This is a genomic window from Nocardia sp. NPDC004278 (genome assembly GCF_053602975.1).
In genome coordinates this window covers 1-17,520 of sequence record NZ_JBSGEQ010000045.1, presented here as the reverse complement: position 1 = coordinate 17,520, position 17,520 = coordinate 1, and the positions used below count along the sequence as shown (strand labels likewise).

The 17,520-nt window shown below is 65.5% G+C and carries 16 protein-coding genes; 7 read left to right on the top strand and 9 right to left on the bottom strand.

The annotated features are described in order from the left end of the window. Window positions 1-9: 9 nt before the first annotated feature. Genes ACWEO2_RS38830 through ACWEO2_RS38805 form a run of 6 tightly spaced genes read right to left on the bottom strand, consistent with a single transcriptional unit; the run spans window position 10 to window position 5,936 of the window. Complete coding sequence (locus ACWEO2_RS38830; RefSeq protein ID WP_452409926.1) at window positions 10-1,107, bottom strand: MlaD family protein; 1,098 nt, start codon at window positions 1,105-1,107, stop codon at window positions 10-12. 4 nt (window positions 1,108-1,111) lie between these two features. Beyond that, entirely contained in the window at window positions 1,112-2,113 is a 1,002-nt protein-coding gene (locus ACWEO2_RS38825; protein WP_452409925.1) for an MlaD family protein, read from the bottom strand. Next, window positions 2,101-3,120, bottom strand: coding sequence for an MlaD family protein (locus tag ACWEO2_RS38820; RefSeq protein WP_452409924.1), 1,020 nt, complete (start codon window positions 3,118-3,120; stop codon window positions 2,101-2,103). Before ACWEO2_RS38820 ends, ACWEO2_RS38825 begins: the two co-directional genes overlap by 13 nt. Further along, window positions 3,120-4,169: an MlaD family protein gene (locus ACWEO2_RS38815; protein ID WP_452409923.1), complete on the bottom strand. Its 1,050-nt coding sequence runs from the start codon at window positions 4,167-4,169 to the stop codon at window positions 3,120-3,122. Before ACWEO2_RS38815 ends, ACWEO2_RS38820 begins: the two co-directional genes overlap by 1 nt. Window positions 4,170-4,176: 7 nt before the next feature. Continuing rightward, on the bottom strand, window positions 4,177-5,067 hold the full coding sequence (locus ACWEO2_RS38810) for an MlaE family ABC transporter permease (RefSeq protein WP_452409922.1): 891 nt from the start codon (window positions 5,065-5,067) through the stop codon (window positions 4,177-4,179). Window positions 5,068-5,093: 26 nt separating this feature from the next. Beyond that, a complete protein-coding gene (locus tag ACWEO2_RS38805; RefSeq protein WP_452409921.1) occupies window positions 5,094-5,936 on the bottom strand; it encodes an MlaE family ABC transporter permease in 843 nt (280 codons plus the stop codon). 406 nt (window positions 5,937-6,342) lie between these two features. On the opposite strand from ACWEO2_RS38805, the gene ACWEO2_RS38800 reads away from it, so the two are divergent. Both ACWEO2_RS38800 and ACWEO2_RS38795 read left to right on the top strand, forming a co-directional pair. Beyond that, complete coding sequence (locus ACWEO2_RS38800) at window positions 6,343-6,948, top strand: TetR/AcrR family transcriptional regulator (protein WP_355189756.1); 606 nt, start codon at window positions 6,343-6,345, stop codon at window positions 6,946-6,948. Between the two features lie 2 nt (window positions 6,949-6,950). Next, a complete protein-coding gene (locus tag ACWEO2_RS38795) occupies window positions 6,951-7,637 on the top strand; it encodes a TetR/AcrR family transcriptional regulator (protein ID WP_452409920.1) in 687 nt (228 codons plus the stop codon). Window positions 7,638-7,881: 244 nt separating this feature from the next. Here ACWEO2_RS38795 and ACWEO2_RS38790 read toward each other — a convergent pair whose 3' ends face one another. Then, window positions 7,882-8,448: a YbhB/YbcL family Raf kinase inhibitor-like protein gene (locus tag ACWEO2_RS38790; protein ID WP_452409919.1), complete on the bottom strand. Its 567-nt coding sequence runs from the start codon at window positions 8,446-8,448 to the stop codon at window positions 7,882-7,884. A 180-nt stretch (window positions 8,449-8,628) separates the two neighbouring features. Between ACWEO2_RS38790 and ACWEO2_RS38785 the strand changes: the two genes are divergently transcribed. The 5 genes from ACWEO2_RS38785 (at window position 8,629) to ACWEO2_RS38765 (ending at window position 13,227) form a co-directional block, all read left to right on the top strand. After that, on the top strand, window positions 8,629-9,063 hold the full coding sequence (locus ACWEO2_RS38785) for a MarR family winged helix-turn-helix transcriptional regulator (RefSeq protein ID WP_452409918.1): 435 nt from the start codon (window positions 8,629-8,631) through the stop codon (window positions 9,061-9,063). 210 nt (window positions 9,064-9,273) lie between these two features. Continuing rightward, complete coding sequence (locus ACWEO2_RS38780) at window positions 9,274-10,140, top strand: class II glutamine amidotransferase (protein WP_452409917.1); 867 nt, start codon at window positions 9,274-9,276, stop codon at window positions 10,138-10,140. 154 nt (window positions 10,141-10,294) lie between these two features. Beyond that, entirely contained in the window at window positions 10,295-11,179 is an 885-nt protein-coding gene (locus tag ACWEO2_RS38775) for an alpha/beta fold hydrolase (protein WP_452409916.1), read from the top strand. 99 nt (window positions 11,180-11,278) lie between these two features. Next, window positions 11,279-11,920, top strand: a complete 642-nt coding sequence (locus ACWEO2_RS38770) for a formylglycine-generating enzyme family protein (protein ID WP_452409956.1) — start codon at window positions 11,279-11,281, stop codon at window positions 11,918-11,920. 224 nt (window positions 11,921-12,144) lie between these two features. Then, window positions 12,145-13,227 (top strand): AraC family transcriptional regulator, encoded by a 1,083-nt coding sequence (locus ACWEO2_RS38765; RefSeq protein WP_452409915.1) that lies wholly within the window; start codon window positions 12,145-12,147, stop codon window positions 13,225-13,227. Window positions 13,228-13,257: 30 nt separating this feature from the next. Here ACWEO2_RS38765 and ACWEO2_RS38760 read toward each other — a convergent pair whose 3' ends face one another. Both ACWEO2_RS38760 and ACWEO2_RS38755 read right to left on the bottom strand, forming a co-directional pair. Further along, complete coding sequence (locus ACWEO2_RS38760) at window positions 13,258-13,932, bottom strand: DUF6875 domain-containing protein (RefSeq protein WP_452409914.1); 675 nt, start codon at window positions 13,930-13,932, stop codon at window positions 13,258-13,260. After that, on the bottom strand, window positions 13,892-17,520 hold a 3,629-nt coding region (locus tag ACWEO2_RS38755; RefSeq protein ID WP_452409913.1), incomplete at its 5' end, for a non-ribosomal peptide synthetase. The genes ACWEO2_RS38755 and ACWEO2_RS38760, both read right to left, overlap by 41 nt.

The following is a 17,520-nucleotide window of genomic DNA, read 5'->3' as shown; positions in this document are numbered from 1 at the left end:
TAGTATTCCTCATCGGGCACCTACCGCTCCGAAGACGAGTGTGGCCAGGTCGACAGCGGTGAGTCCGTCCACTGCACTGCGGCATCGACCGGGCGTCACCGCATTCACGGCAGCACAGATCTGATCGGCATTCTGTTGGGGCAGTGCAACTTTCGGCGGTGCGTAGGTGAGTTTCAGCTGTCCGCTCTGCGGGTCGATGGCCTGTTGGAAGGCGCCGACGAGCGCCGGAATCATATCGATGATCTGGTGCAGCGTGCCGACATTGGCGCTCAGCAGGTGCAGATAGGGTGCGAGGTCGTCGAGTCCGCGCAGTATTTCGCGGCCGTACCTGCGCGAGATGTCATTGAGCATCGGCAGGTCGATGAGCAGCGAATCGACCAATTGCACCACCTTCTGCCAGATCTCGTTGACGAAGGCGATACCCGCTCCGGCATTGACCAGCGTGGTCTTGATGTCGTCCCAGTTGGTCGAGATGCTGGTCGAGATCTGACCGATCGCGTCGATCAGCGCGCCGATATGCCCGATGGCGGCATCGGGGGCGCGTAGCGCGGTACCGAGGTCCTTGATCAGGGCATTGATCGCGGGTCCGGTTCCGGCGGTGGCCCTTTGGAAGGCCGCGACACTATCGCGAATGCGCGTCTGTTCGCCCGGTGCGCCGTGGGCGTTGAGTTCACTGGCCAGGCGCGAGAAGGCCGATAGCGATTCGGTGATGCTCTTGGGAGTGAAGGTCTGGGTGATGCAGGTGTCGCGGTTCCATGTGGGGCCGCCCGGCTCGCCCAGCACCGCGAGGTCGCGGTCGGCCACGAGAGTGTCGGCGACGGTGGTCGCGCTGACCTGCCCTTGCAGCGGATGGTCGGCGTTCACCTCGAAATCGACGCGCACACCATCACCCTGGGGCTCGACCGAGGTGACAGTGCCGACCGGCATGCCGAGCATGGTGACGTGGTTGCCGGCATAGAGGCCGACGGCATCGGGCATGATCGCGCAGTAGCCGAGCGTCTTGTCCAGGGGTCGGAATGCCACCAGATAGCCCGCCACCGCCACGACGGCGATGACGATCCCGCCGACAATGGTGACGAATCCCTGTGAACCGAGCAGTCGTTTCACGGCCTCAGCACCCCCTTCCCGGGACCGGGATGCAGGTGGTGATCGTATCCGCCGACTGATCGATGACGATGCCGTCCTGCGGATTCACCGCCGCCTGCAACCTCTCCTGCACACCACGCAGCGTGTCGAGCGATTCGCCGAGCTTTCCGGCCAGTTCGCGCAGTGCGGGCAGCGCCTCCATCAGCTTGTCGACCATCGGCTGCAGTTGCTCGCGCCAGGATGGTTCGAGCGCCGCGATCCTGGACAGGAGTTCGGCGGCGATCGTCAGCGCCTCGGTGATCTCGGCCTTCTTGTCCAGGCCCTGCACCTCGAGCAGACCGATCTCGCGGACGAATTGGCCGAGCAGCGAACGGTTTCCGTTGATGGCGGTGAGGAATTCGTCGGTGACGGTCAGCGATCGCGACACCTCGGCGTTCTGCCGGTTGAGGATGGTCACCAAGGTCTGCATGGCATTTCCCATGTGGCGCAGGCCATCCGGGCTCTGATCCAATGAGGTCTGCAGGGCGGTCAGATTTTCGCGCAGCGTCGCGGCGTCGACCTCGGCGACCGGTTTGGCGGCATCCTGCAGGGTGCGCACCAGACTGTAGGGCAGCTTCACCCGATCGGGCGCAATCGCATTCCTGCCCAATGGTTTCTGCCCGGCCGGGGTCATGGCCACATAGTGGCCGCCGACAATGGTGAGCATTCGGATTTCCAGGGTGGTGGCATCGCCGACGAAGACATCACGGTCCACCGTGAAGCTCATCTGCACCCGATCCGGCTGCAGTTCCAGCGAAGTCACCGCGCCAACGGTGATCCCGGCGACCCGCACCTGATTGCCGACGCGAATCGACTGTGCCTCGGGCAGATAGGCGGTGTAGGTGGCCTTGCCGATCGGCAGCACGTAGATCACCGCGGTCGCGCCGAGCGCGAGAATGAGCAGCAGCGCCCCGAGCAGGCCGAGGCGCAGTTCGCGGCGCTGTTTGCTGGCCTCGTGCCGGTCGTGTCCGTGCTTCAGTTGTTGCATATCGAAATCCTTTGCCCGGCAATCAGTACCGACACCATGGACGGCACCTGGGCCCGGCCCTTCGAGCACGTGAGGTCGATCTGAACCCCCGTGCGGCCCGAGGGCACCAGGGTGGACAGCGATTGCAGCAAGCCGGGGAGTTTGCCGAGCAGGTCCAAGGCCGTGGCCGGATCCGGGAACAGCAGGCGCAGATCGTTTTCCAGATTCGGGTTCGCGGCTTCGGTGAAACCGAGGGTGACCAACAGACTGTTGAGCGGGCCCAGCGCGGACGGGGCGACATTGGCGAAGTCGATCAGGCCGTCGAGCTTCTGCTGGAATGCGGTGAACACATCCGACAGACCGCGCAGCAGAGTCACCAAATGCGGTGAGCGACCGCCGATCTGGTTGGAAATCGACTCCAGATTGCCGACGATCGTCGCGAGTACGGCCTGCCGATCCGACACATACGCGCTGAGCCGTCCGATCGCATCGAGTGCGGGCCCGACCCCGGAACCGTTGCCCTCGATGACCGCGAGCACGCTCTCGGTGAACTGGTTGAGCGCGCCGGGGGAGAACTCCTGCAATACGGGCTGCAGTCCGTTGAAGAGCTGGGTGATATCGAAGGACGGTATGGTGCGGTCCGCGCCGATGGTGACGCCCTGCGCCTGTTTCGAGGTCGGATGTTCGGGTTGGCGAATATCGATATAGCGCTGACCGGTCAGCGACTGGTACCGGATGGCCAGCACGCTGGCGTCGTAGATCGGCCGGTCTCGCTGCACGGTCAATTCGACTGCGGCACGGCCATTTTCGAGGGAGATATCGGCGACCTTGCCGACCGCGACACCGAACATGCGCACGTCGTCACCGATCTTCAAACCGTTGGCATCGGTGAATTCGGCACGGTAGGTGGTGGTATCGCCGCCAACCGGCCGGACAATGGCCGCCGCGATCACCGCCAGCAGTGCGATCATCGCTGCCGCGAACAGTCCGAGCTTCCAGGCCACCGCGAGGGTCGAGGTCGGTTTCATCACGCGCCTCCCAACATGGCGAATCCCTGCTGCCCGAGCAGCGGCACCGCGATGCCGGGAACGCCGCGCAGGGTGATGGCGGCATTGACCGTCGGTCCGTCCGGGGTGTCGGCGAAGATCCGATCGAGCCGCTGGATCAGTTCGGTCAGCTCGGCATGGGACTGTCCCGGGTTCGGGACGGTCGCGGCGATGGCGGCGACCAAGGGTGCGAACGTCTCGATGTAGCCGGAGAAGTGTTGGCGGGCAATGTCGCCGATGCTGCCGATGGCCGGAAAGGCCTGGTCGGTGACCATGGTGACGGACGCGTCGTACTTGGATCGGTCGTGCTGCAGAACCTCGATATCGAGCACCGTCGCGAGCAGTTTGAAGGTCGCGGAGGTGAACGTGCCCAATCCGCCGTAGAACGAGGCGTACTGGTCGATCAGGAACGACGACGGGTAGCGCTGGGTTTCGGCGACCGTCCGGCTCAGCATGATGACGGCCTCCAGCATCGGGGTGAACGCCTGCAGATCACCGCTGAAAGTACGCAGCACCTCGGCGAATTGGGGTGTGAACACCTCGGTCGATGTCTCGGTGAGGGCACGCAGCAGCCGTCCCATGGTGGCGTCGGCGACCCGGTTGGCGTTCGCGCCCGCGAGATCGACCACCGACCCGGCGCGCAGCGGTGCGCCGGCATCGACGCGTTCGAGGGTGACGGCGCTGATGCCGAAGAGGTTCTCCGGTACGTAGGCGACGCCGAGATCCTCGGTGAGCCCGGAGGTCTGGGCCTTGTCCAGGTCGAGGGTGATGAGCTGGCGGCCCCCGCCGATGCTGGCGATATCGGTGATCGTGCCGATATCGACGCCGTCCAGACGCACCGAGGTGCCCTCGATAATGCCCTCGCCGATCTGTTCGGTGCGCAATTGCACCCGCATGCGCTCACCGTCCGGGCGATGCTGATATCCGGTCCACGCCAAGGTGACTGCGACGGCGACGACCAATGCTGCCGCACCCCGGGCGCGCGAGCCGCGCCTGCCCATGCTGACGCCGGGCAATCCGTAATTGGGCATATCTCGCTTACCCCGGGAATTCGATCGAGGAGTTGACGCCCCACAGCAGCAGGGTCGACACCATATCCAGCGCGATGATCGCGACGAAGCTGGCGCGCACCGCACGACCCGATGCGATGCCGACGCCCTCGGGTCCGCCGGAGGCGAAGAACCCGTAATAGCAATGGATCAGGATGACCGCGACGCCGAACACCAGGATCTTGATCACCGCGGCGAACACGTCGTAGCCGCTGGTGAACTGGAAGAAGTAGTGCTCGTATACCCCGCCCGCCTGGCCGTGCAGCAGCACGACCACCGTATCGCAGGCGAGATAGCTCAGGATCAGCGCAATGAGGAAGGTGGGCACGATCGCGATCGCGCCGGCGATGACCCGGGTGCTCACTACGAATGGAATCGACCGCAGGCCAAGGGATTCGATGGCGTCGATCTCCTCGGAGATGCGCATGGAGCCGATTTCGGCGGTCATCCGGCAGCCCGCCTGTGCAGCGAATCCGACCGCGGCGGCGATGGGGGCGAGTTCGCGGGTATTGGCGAAGGCGGACACCACGCCGGTGACCGGGCCGAGCCCGATCAGGTCGAGGGTGGTGAAGCCTTGGATGCCGACGCCAGCGCCCATGGCGATGCCGAGCACGATCAACATCGGCACCGTGCCGCCGCCGACAATGACCGAGCCGCGGCCCCAGGTCATATCGGTAATGGTGCGCATGGTCTCGCCGCGATAGCGCCTGAGGGTCAATGGAATGGCGGCCAGCGCCTGGAATACGAATCCGATTGCGAAACCCACGTTCTCCAGCGGCGCTAGCACCCGGGCGCGGTCGAGGAGGCGATGGGCCCAGCGAAATCCCTTGGGCACATAGGGAGTAGCTGGCCCGCTCGCGACCTGACCGCCACCCCTCATGGAATCGTTACGCGATGCTCGAACCATCAGGCCACCCGCAACGGTAGGAACATCGCGACGACCTGGGTGATCACCAGATTCACCACGATTATCGATGCCACCGACAGCACGACCGCCGCATTGACGCCGTCGGCGACGCCGCGCGGCCCGCCCCTGGCCTCCAGCCCCCGCTGGCAGGCCACGATCACCACAATGAATCCGAACAGCACCGCCTTGATCATCGAAATCCAGACATCGGTGAGCACGGTGAAGGAGCCGAAGGTGGCCCAGTAGCTACCGGGCGTGACATTCTGCGCGCCGATCGCCACCGCATAGCCCGCGACGATGCCGACGAAGATGATCAGCACATTGAGCAGCGGCGCGACCAGCATCATCGCGGTCACCCGCGGAATCACCAGCCGATGAACCGGGCTGATGCCCATGGTGCGCAGCGCGTCTATCTCCTCGCGGACCGTGCGTGCGCCCAGGTCGGCGGCGATCGCCGACGCGCCGGCGCCGCCGAGCAGCAGGCCCGTCGCGATCGGCGCGCCCTGCTGGATAACGCCGAGGCCGCCGGCCGCGCCGATCAGCGAATCCGCGCCGAGCTGATGGATCAGATTGCCCACCTGCACCGAAACGACCACTCCGAACGGCACCGCCATCAGCACCGCGGGAAATGCGGTGACCGTCACCAAATACCAAGCCTGGCGCAGCATTTCGTGCCATTGGAACTTACCCGCGACGATATCGGAGACAGTGCCGCGCGCCGATTCGAGACCGAGATCGACCACCCGGCCGAAGGTGCGCAGACTCGATTGCGTGGTATCGGTGAGATTCTTCCGCGCGATCTGCGTTGCCGTCGGTGCCGCATTCGGCGCGTCGGAGTCCATCGATCGTTCCTCCCATATTTCCCCCACAAGGCCACGTCAAGTGCCAGGCCACACTGCCCGTTGACGTGACACCTCAGAGTCTTGACAGGTTCGACAGCCGCCGCCGTGGTGATCGCGAGTGGCTGTGAACGCGGTCACCAACCGCCCCCGGTGTGATCGACACCATCGGCTGCCGGGGCAAACGCTAACATTGCCCAGCAGGGAAAACAACAGGGTCAATTTCGATTGACATTCGGTGTGCCGGTGCAGGATTCGGCTGATTCCCAGCTGAGGCGCGGCCGGAGAATCCCCGATGGTGTGCGGCGGGAGTAATGATGTCTACGGCAGGCGCGATGGCAATGCGTACACTGGCCCAGCCGGAAGCAATCTGAAACAGGTATCCGTCAGCCGACGTGGGGAGGAGCACATGTCAACACGACGTGACGACATTCTCGACGCGGCCCGCGATCTCATTGTTCGCGAGGGCTATGCGAGCGTGAGTATGCACGCCATCGCCCGGGCGGCGGGCATTACCCGACCCGCGCTGTATGCCGAATTCGGTGATCGGGACGAACTCTTCGAGGCACTGCTCGATCGTGAGGACCAACGGGTACAAGATATGGCGGCCGCCGCGACCCCGGTGATTCCGGAAGGTGTCGACCTGGCCGCGATGGCATCGAATATCGCGGTCGACGGCGTTGATATCTATCTCGACCTAGTGGTCGCCGCGCCGGAAACCTGGCGGTTCGTGCTGATGCCCGGTGATGGTCTGCCCCAGGAGGTGCGCGAGCGGGTCGATCGCACCCGCAATGCGATTCGGGAGCGCAGTCAGGCCATGATCGCGGTAATGGGCGCGCTGAGCGAAAAAGATATCGACAGTGAGTTATTGAGCCACGCGGTGATCAGCGCAAGTGAAACCGGAGCCAGGATCGTGCTCGCCGACGGTGGTGTCGAGCGTCACGAGGCCGTGGCGAAAACGCTGCGCTGGGTGGCGCGCCGGGCTGTCGCCGCCGTCGAGGCCCGGGAGACGTAGCAATGGCGAACGCGAAACAAGCAGCGCCCCAAAAGAAGACGGCAGCCGACACGGCAGGTGGACCCCAGCCCGCCAAGCGCAAATATGCCAAACGACTCCAGCCCGCCGACCGGCGCGAGCAACTGCTCGACGCGGCACTGGGCATTGTGGCCGAGGCGGGATTCACCAGCGTCAGCATCGCCGCCGTCGCCGAGCGCGGCGGCGTGACCAGGCCGGTCGTCTACGACTCCTTCGGCAGCCGCGACGAACTGCTCGAGGAACTCATCGAACGCGAGACCGCCCGAATGGCCGCCGCCGTCGAACGTTCCGTCGCCGGTGATGCCACGACAACCGATTCGGGGGCTGCCACAACAGAAGAGCTGCCCGCGATGCTCGCACGCTTCCTCACCGAGGTGCGTTCGATACCCGATACCTGGCGGCTGGTGTACTTCCCCATCGATGGGGTCCCGCCGGTGCTCCGGGAGCGGGTAGCCAAATCGCGCGACGAATTGCGCACGCCGCTCGGGCGGGCGGTCGGCCGGTGGCTGGCGGAACAGCCCGATGCCGATGACGTGGATGCCGAGGTACTGACCCAGGTTGTGCAGGGCGCCATCCAGACCGCGGCCCGGCTGGTACTCGACGATCCCGAACAGTTCGACATCGGCCGAATTCTGACGCTGTTCGACTATCTGTTCCTGCGCGAGGCATAACCGGCGTTATCGGGATCGTCTCCCGTACGACGGAGACTCGTTGCGGCCAGGGGTAACTCGCGCCGTGCGATAGGCGGCGGGATTGCGAATCAGGTTGCCGACGATGTGGATGTCATCCTTCGAGAAGGTCCGCGGCCGATGGCTGTGCGGCATGGCGGAGAACACCCGGGCGAAATAGGTTGGCCGCCCGAACATGCACGCGCCCAGCCGTTTACGCACTCAGCCGGTCTCCGCCGCTGCTCTGTCAGTGACGTTCATAGAAGGCGTCGATGCGGGCTCGACCGAGTGACCGTCCGGTATCCAGGATGGCATGTGGTTTCGCCGACTCCACCGGTTTTCCGCCCGCTGCGGTGATGGGCTCGGTCAGGGCGAAGAGTTGGAAGACATAGCGATGCGCGCCGTGTCCCTTGATCGGTGCCGGACCGAGGTAGCCACGGCCCCACCCCGAACGCAGGACCCGCACACCCGGCACGGGATCGTCGGCGGCGAGTGCGCCCTGCGGTATGCCGTCGACTGTGGGGTCCAGCAGGGCGACCGCATGCACGAACGGCGTCTTCGTCGGTGCATCGGGATCCTCGATGACCAGCAGCAGCTGAGCTGTCTGCGCGGGCGGCGGTGACCACGTCAGCGCCGGAGAGCGATCCTGGCCGCCGACGCGTTTTCCGGCATGGATAGTGCCCAGGGGTGATTCGTGGTCGAAGTCCGGACTGGTCATCTGAAAGGTGTCGGCCCCGGCCAGATTCGGGCGATGCCAGGCCAGGCCCTGGTCACCGGCGCGCCGGTTCGCGAGTAGCTTGCCGACAATGGACATTGTGATCTCCTTGGTAGACAGTCGATTTCAGAGCTTGCGATCGTGCGCCGAACCGCACGGCGGCGGTGCGAACCGGCTCGCTACCATGTCCCCGGGGTCATTCGGTGTCATCCTCGGTGCTCGATATGCGAACGCAGATATACAGCTAGCCTGCGCAGTTTTACTGTACTTTAGTGAACTGTGAGCGGTGAGACAAGCGACTACGAGACGATCGCTGAAGAACTTCAGTCGATAGTCGGCGCCTTGGTCCGGATCATGCGCTCGGCCTCTCCGGGGCGCGAGCTGTCGCTGTCGCAGGTGTCGGTACTTAAACGCCTCGATCGTGAGGGGCCCGCGACAGTTAGTGACTTGGCCCGCGCCGATAAGCTCCGCCACCAATCGGTCGCCGCTACGGTCGCCGCACTCGTCGACCGCGGCCTGGTCAGCCGCACTGTCGACAGCGAAGATCTGCGCCGCAAAGTGTTGATCCTCACCGAGGACGGCCGCGCACTTCTCACCGAACGCCGCCTGGCCGGCCACGAACACCTCGCCGAAATCATCGACGACCGACTCACCGCCGCCGAGCGCAAACGGTTGGCGGCGTCGCTGCCCCTGCTGCGGCGGCTGCTGGACTGACTCCGCGAAGGCTGTTTCGCCCATGTCCCGGATATCGACCCTCGCGGTGTCGACAGTGGGCGACATGCGGGAACCGATCTCTCCGACCCGCTGGTATCCGCGCTGGCCGAACACCGGCCGATTCGGTGGCGGATGGGCCAGCGTGGGGGATTGCGGACTAGGATCGCAGGCAACTCATCAGCTACGGACAACGCCCCGGGCAGGAGTGCCATGTGTCGCTTGTTCGGTTTGTCGGCCGCACCGCACCGGGTGCGGGCTACGTTCTGGTTGCTCGATGCCCCGGACAGTCTGTCGATACAGAGCAGACGTGAGCCCGATGGCGTGGGTCTGGGCACCTTCGACGCCGATGGGGATGCGGTGGTGGAGAAGCAGCCGATCGCCGCATACGAGGATGTCCAATTCGCCAGGGAGGCGCGGGAACGAGAATCGACGACGTTCGTTGCACACATTCGCTATGCCACCACCGGTGGCATGCAACCTCGCAACACCCACCCGTTCGAACAGCACGGCCGCCTGTTCGCGCACAACGGTGTGCTGCAAGGCCTCGACGAACTGGACGCCGAACTCGGTGCGTACCTCGGTCTGGTGCACGGCGATACGGACTCCGAACGGTTCTTCGCCCTCCTCACCCAGCGCACCGATCGACACGGCGGCAACATCACGGCGGGTATTACCGATGCGGTCCAGTGGATCGCGGACCGGCTGCCGGTCTACGCGCTCAACTTGGTGCTTACGACGGCGACCAGCCTATGGGCACTCCGGTATCCCGACACACATGACCTTTTCGTCCTCGAACGCGCGGCGGGCGGACCACACGGCGGTCGGCATCTGGACCACGCCGGACGCACCGGGATCCGCGCGCGCAGTGGACACCTGATCGAATATCCGGCGGTCGTGGTGGCCAGCGAGCGCACAGACGAGGATCCGGGCTGGCGGGCGCTGGAACCGGGCGAGCTGCTGCACGTCGACGACGGCCTGCGCGTCCACTCGAGCACGGTCCTCGACACCCCGCCGCGCCATCTGCTGTCGCTGGCACAGCTCGACAGCCGCGCGGCGGCGGCCCAATCGGGGCGATGATCGCACCGCAGGCGCGGGGCACAGTCGCCACATTGTGGCGGCGACGACTCCGTGGTCGGGGCTTCGGCTATCAAATAGTTACTCCTGATGTGCTCCTCATTGTGTTCGTCGTCGTCCAGACTTGCTCGATGACCAAGGTGCGATCGGAGGCAGCGTGACCGAAGAAGGCGGCACACCGGCTCGACCGGACTGGATACCGGAAAGTCTGTATCCGTATCCGAGTCATTTCGCCGAGATCGACGGCTCGCGCGTGCATTACGTCGACGAAGGCAGCGGACCGCCGCTGCTCCTGCTGCATGGGAATCCGACCTGGTCGTTCCTCTACCGCGACATCATCGCTGGCCTGCGTGACCTGTTCCGATGCGTCGCGGTGGACTATCCCGGCTTCGGGCTGTCCCGGGCGGCGCCCGGCTACCGCTTCACACCCGCCGAGCATGCGCAGGTCGTCGCGGAACTGGTCACCCGGCTCGACCTACGCGAGGCGACACTCATGGTGCAGGACTGGGGCGGCCCGATCGGATTCGCCGTGGCCGGTCGGCATCCGGATCGCTTCACCTCCTTCGTCATCGGAAACACCTGGGCCTGGCCGAAATCCGATGTGACGACGCAGGCCTTCTCGCGTCTGCTGGGCGGCCCGGTCGGCGGTTGGCTCATCCGGCAGCGCAACTTCTTCGTCGAGCGGATCATCCCCGCCGGCGTGCGCCGCAAGAAGCTGGACAAGGCGGTGCTGGACGCCTACCGCGGTCCCTTCCCGACACCGGAATCGCGCGAACCCATCCATGTGTTCCCGCGCGAAATCCTGTCCAGCCGAAAGTTTCTGGCCGATGTCGAGCGCGGCCTCGATCTGGTCCGAGACCGACCCGCACTGATCGTGTGGGGTACCAAGGATGTCGCCTTCCGCGACCCCGAACGCCGTCATTGGGAGGAGTTGTTCGCCGACCATCGGACGGTTCTCCTCGACGGTGCCGGCCACTTCATCCAGGAAGACGCCGCTGACGAGATTGTCGCTGCGATCCGGGAGTGGCATACGAAAGAGTGAAAGCGATTCCGCGCTCAGCCGTTCAGGCGGTGGACGAGTTCGGTGCGGGTTTCGTCGCCGGGCGACTAGGATCGCCTACCTGTGCATGCGGAAATCGAGATGGTCGCGCTCCCGGCGGGGCGGGTGACACTGTCGGATCGGCGGACTCAGCGGAGTTGGCCGGTCGAGGTCGCGGGGTGCGAGATGGCGGCGTTTTCGGTGACGCAGTCGCAGTATGCACAGGTCACCGATGCGCGGCCGAGCAGCGGTCGCGGTGATCGGCGGCCGGTCGAGGGCGTCTCGTGGTTCGATGCGATCGGGTTCTGCAATGGTCTGTCCACGTGTGCGGGTTTGACGCCCGCGTACCGCGTGCACGGTGACGAGGTCGAATGGGACGCCGCCGCGAACGGGTATCGGCTGCCGACCGAGGCCGAATGGGAGTATGCCTGCCGTGCCGGTACTTCCGGACCGCGATATGGCGATATCGATGAGATCGCTTGGTACCGAGGCAATTCCGAGGAGCACAGTCACGAGGTGGGCGGCAAACTGCCCAATGCGTGGGGGCTGTACGACATGCTCGGCAATGTCTGGGACTGGTGCTGGGATATCTATGACGCCGAGGTGTACGGCTCGTATCGGGTGTTGCGCGGGGGTGGATGGTCCGATGAGAAGTGGAGCTGCCGGGCCTCGGTGCGGCGACGCAGCCATCCGACCTATCGGATCGATGATGTCGGATTCCGCGTCGCCCGCTCGATATCTTGACCAGACGCTCGGTCCGGCCGGGCGGACTGTGTGGCGCCCGGTGTTCGTCGAGGAGGAATTTCGCGGCATTGCGCGACCGGTATTCGATGAGGTCGATCGTGGTGGGCGCCTCGATTTCCGCGTCGTAGTGGGCTATACCGGATTCCCGATTTTCCTGCGATACGGAAGCAATGATTGATATGTTCCGCCAATAGCAAGACCAGCTTCGACGAGGATGCAGTTCGGTGTTCGATTGGGATCTGCTGCGTAGTACGTCCAGCGTGCATGTGCTGATGCAATTGGCGCAGGAGCGCGGAATGCCGCCGGAGGTCTGCCTGAAGGGCACCGCACTGGTGCCCGCGGCGGTGACCGATCCCAGTGCCGAGGTGACCGCGCGCCAAGAGGTGCGCGTCGTGCGAAATCTGCTGGCGCGATTCGGCGATGAGTCCGGTTTGGGAGTCGAGGCGGGGGGTCGCTACCACATCTCGCTGTACGGGCCGTGGGGTCTGGCGCTGCTGAGCAGCCACACGGTGCGCGAGGTGATCGAGGTGTCGCTGCGCTATATCGACCTCGCCCTCGTTTTCGGCCACCTGATCTTCGCGGAGGGGGCGACCGAATCGCGGCTGATCTTCGACGACTCCGAGATTCCGGAGGATGTGCGCCCGTTCCTGACCGAGCGCGTCATCACCGGCATCCACACCATCGGCCGGGAACTGTTCACCGCGGGGGTACCCGCCTCCCGGGTCAGCTTCCGGCACCCCGCTCCGGCGGATACGACGCGTTACCGCAACATGTTCGGCGTCGAGCCGGTCTTCGGCGCAAAGGCCAATGAATTGGCCTTTGACAGTGCCCATCTCGATGACGCGCTGCCGCAGGCCAATGAATGGGCGCGCGGCATATGCGAACAGCTCTGCCGCGATCTGCTCAGCGCGCGCCGCGCCCGCACCGGTGTCGCGGGGTCGGTGCGCGATCGGCTGGTCCGCAATCCGGGCGAGATTCCGGATCAAATTGCAGTTGCCGCTGAGCTTTTCATGAGTCCGCGGACACTGTCGCGACGGCTGCGGCACGAGGGCACGTCCTTCCGCCATCTGCTCGACGAGGTTCGGGAGATGATGTCGGAGGAGCTGTTGCACCACACCGATATGACCACCGAACAGGTGGCGGCGCGGCTCGGTTACGCGGAGGCGGCATCGTTCATTCGCGCGTTCCGGCGCTGGAAAGGCTGTCCGCCGCAGGAGTTTCGGGCACGTGGTGCCCGGACGGCCGCGCCGATCAAGGCGGTGTCCGAGTTCGCGCTCGACCGGACCCATCTGGTCGGCGCCGGTTGACGGCTGGGTTGGTTTGTCCCGGACGCAATCTCAGTGAGTTTCGTCCGCGTCCCCGATTGTCTCTACGAGTCTGTCGGACATGGTGCTGGTGATGAATTTGGGGATCGTGGGGGCGAAGAGTTTGAGGTAGGAGTCCATCCATTCGTGGCGGGTGTTGAGGAATGGGAAGTCGGTGGGGGCCATGTAGCGGACGGCGAGCATGGGCAGTGGTGCGTCGAGTGCGGGGAAGTCCGGGTTGTGCAGTCCCGGGGCGGTGCACCCCGGATAGAACTGACCGAGCATCAGGCCCTTTTCGACGAACCGAGACTTCTGTTCGATTTGAACCGTGTCGATATCTTCGTATTCGGTGAGGTCCGGGAAGACCACCAGGACAGCCTTGAGCTTCGAATCCGGCTCCTCCCGGGGCGGCAGGGCGGGGAACAGGTCGTACAGATCGTCGACGACCGCGGTCAGCACCCCGGCGTTGATGGAACGACCTTCGATGAATGCGGCCCACAGGAAGCGGTTCGTGATGGCGCGGCTGGTGTAGGGACAGACCGGGCCGGTTCGGCCGAGATCCGGATGCGGCTGACACAGGTATTCGCGGGTCCACCTACGTAATTCGGCTGCACGGGGATGCGCGGCGATAGGAGTCGCTGGATCGGGAGCGAACAGGTTGACTGGCTCAACGCCGGAGCGAGACCCGACGATTCGGCAGGTGTTCATGATCGGCTTGTCCTTGTAAGGGTTGGGACTCCTGTGGGGTGGTGTTGGCTGAGCGGAAGTGCTCGGTGAGGACGAATCCGATCGCGCGCAGCGAATCGGGTTCGATCATCCGCTCGTGCCGGACCGAAATGTGGTGTTCGGTGATCCGGCCGGTGATGAGGTCGTTCCATGCGAGGGCCGGGGAGGCCCCGTCGTCTGTATGGGCGGCGCTGAAGTAGATCAGGTCACCGTCGAACCGCGTCGGCCGATGATGCCGGGTGAGATCGACGAGCCGGGTGTAGTCCTCGTGCAGGAGCACGAGATGCTCGGGGGTCACTGCGGTGAATAGTCCGCCTTGCCGGTGCAGCAGCTCCGCCGCGGCAGCGGCGGTGAGATCGGCCGGGCCCGGTGGCCCCTCGAAGCCAGCGAACTCGGCGAGCAGCTTCCCGATGGTAGGAGTTGGTGCGCGGACGGTGCTGGCCGTGACGACGCGAGTGTCCATCATGGCCAGGGTGGCGACGGACTCGCCGTCGCGGCGGAGTCGGACGGCGATGGCGTGCGCGATGGTGCCGCCGAGCGAGTAGCCGAGCAGGTGGTACGGGCCGTGCGGCTGGATGGCGCGGATCTCTCGGACGTAGCGGGCGGCGAGTTCGTCGAGCGTCGCGAATTCCGCGGTGGCATCGCTGAATGCCGGGGATTGCAGCCCGTACACCGGGCGGCCGGGATCGATGTGCTGTACGAGTCCGCTGAAACCCCAAGCCAATCCGATGGCGGGGTGGACGCAGAACAGCGGTGGTTCGGTTCCGGCGGCGCGCAGGGGGAGAATGACGGACAGCGCTTCGCCGACGTCCTGCTCGTCGAGCCCATAGCGGCCGGTGTCGATGCGGTGGGCCAGCGACTCGGGTGTCGGATCGGTGAAGATCCACTGAACGGGCACGTTGACACCGGTCGACTCGGTCAGCCGCGCCACCAGCGTGGCCGCGGCGAGCGAGTTGCCGCCGAGGGTGAAGAAGCCGTCGTCGAGGCCGACTCGCTCGATGTCGAGGGTTTGGGCGAAGGCGTCGCAGACGGTGGCCTCGAGTGCGGTCGACGGCGGACGGAACCGGGCAGGTCGCCACTGTGGTGTGGGTAGGGCTTTGTAATCCACTTTGCCGGTGGGGGTAAGGGGTATCCGGTCGACGGTGAGGATGGCGGTCGGGATCATGTGCGTGGGCAGTCGCGTTGTGAGGTGGGCGGTCAGTGCCGCGGTGTCGGGCGTGATGCCGGGAGCGGGCACGACGTAGCCGACGAGTTGATCGCTGCCATTGGGGCGGGTGTGGATCGTGACGGCGGCTTGGTCGGTATCGGGGTGGTCGCGCAGCGCGGCTTCGATGTCGCCGGGTTCGATGCGGTGGCCGTTGATCTTGAGCTGCAGGTCACTGCGACCGGAGAATCGCAGTGTTCGATCGGTTTTCCAGGCGACGAGGTCGCCGGTTCGATACATGCGTGTCCCGGGCGGCCCGTAGGGGGCGAGAATGAATCGGGCTGCGGTGGTCGCGGGTTGCCGGTGGTAACCGCGGGCGAGACCTGGTCCGGAGACGTACAGTTCGCCGACCACTCCGGCTGGGACGGGGCGCAGTCTGCGGTCGAGTACGACGGCGGTGAATCCGAGCACCGGCCCGCCGATCGTCATCGGGCCGCCCGTGCTCGTGGTCAAAGGAGCATCGCCGCAGCTGACGACGGTCGTTTCGGTGGCCCCGTAGCTGTTGAGCACGGTGCGGCCCGACGTCCATTGCGCGGCGAGGTCGGGCGGGCAGGTCTCGCCGCCGAGGATCAGGGTTTCGAGGGTGTCGACGGTGTCGGGGTGCAGTGATGCGAGCACGGTGGGCGTGATGGCGGCATGGGTGACGTGTTCGGCATTGATCAACTCGGCCAGTTCGGTGCCGGCGGCCACCGATGCGGGTGCGAGGACCAGGGTGGCGCCAGCGGCGGTCGCGCTGAGCCATTCGAGGATCGAGACGTCGAAGGTCGGCGAGGCGACGGCCAGCATCCGCGAAGCCGGGGTGAGGCCGTACCGCTCCCGTGTCTCGGCGGCCAGGTTCGCTATCCCGGTATGGGTGACCACGACTCCCTTGGGGGTCCCGGTGGAGCCGGAGGTGTAGATCAGGTAGGCCGGATGCTCCGGCCGCAGTGGGGTTGTGCGTTCGGCGTCATCGATCGCTGTCGGGGCGGCCGCCGCCGTCTTCGCGAGAAAGCCGGGATCGTCGAGGGCGAGCCATTCCAGCGCTTCCGGCAACCGGTCTCGGTAGGTATCGAGGGTCAGCCCGACGGCGGCACCGGAATCGGTGAGGAGGCGTGTGACCCGGTCGCGCGGATGGGTGGGGTCGACCTGGACGAACGCGCCGCCGGTCTTGGCGACCGCCCATACGGCGATCATCGCGTCGATGCAGCGCGGCAGCGCCACAGCAACGATCACTTCCGGACCTATCCCCATATCAATGAATATCTGTGCCCACCGGTTGGAAGTTTCATCGAGTTCGCGGTACGACAGCCGCACGTCGTCGCAGACCAGCGCTTCCGTGCCGGGCGTCGTCGTGGCCGCGTCCCATAACACCTGCGGCAACGGCGCAGGCACCGTGCCGGGCCGACCGCGGACGGGCACCAGCGTGGCCTGCTCGACCGGCGAGAGCAGTTGCAGTTCGGTGAGCGGGAGGTCGATATGCGTGGCGATGGTGTCGAGCACCCGCAGCACCCGGTCGGCAAAGGCGTCGATCTGCTGTCGAGTGAACAGTTCGGGCAGGTATTCGAAGGTCAGGTGTAGCTGGGTGTCGTGGTGAGCGATCAGGCCGAGCGGATAGTGTGCGGCGTCTCGTCCCCGGACGTCGCGGACGTGCATTCCGGCGATGTCGGTGTCTTCGGACAGTCCGGTCGAGTCGACCGGGTAGGACTCGAAGACGGTCACGGTGTCGAACATCGCGCCGGGACCGCTCACCTGTTGGATCCGGGCGAGTCCGAGGTGCTGATGGTCGAGCAGCGCAGCCTGTTCGGTTTGGATCCGCCGCAGCAGTTCGGCGAGGGTTTCGCGGTGGTCGAGCCGGACCCGGACGGGCACGGTGTTGACGAACAGTCCGATCATCGATTCGATGCCGGGAAGCTGTGGCGGGCGCCCGGAGACGGTGGTACCGAAGACCACGTCGTCGCGGGCGGTCGCATTGGCGAGCACGAGTGCCCACGCCGCCTGGACGATGGTGTTGAGGGTGGTCTCTTGGTGGTGGGCCACCGTCACCAGGGCCGCGGTGCGGTCCGCGTCGAGCTGCACGCGCACTTCGTCCGCTGCAGCGGTGGGTCGGCGGCCGCGGTCCGCGGGGGCCAGCAGGGTCGGCTCGGTGACACCCTCGAGTGCCTGTGTCCATGCGGTCTCCGTTGCGTCCTGGTTCTGGCTGTTCAGCCACGTCAGGTAGTCGCGGTAGGGACGTACCGGGGGTAGGGCTGCGGTGTCGCTGTCGGTGGCGTAGAGGATCAGCAGTTCTCGGATCAGTAGTGGTGTGGACCAGCCGTCGATCAGGATGTGGTGCATGCTCAACAGCAGCCGGTACTGCTGGGGGGCGATGTTGATCAGGGTCAGTCGCA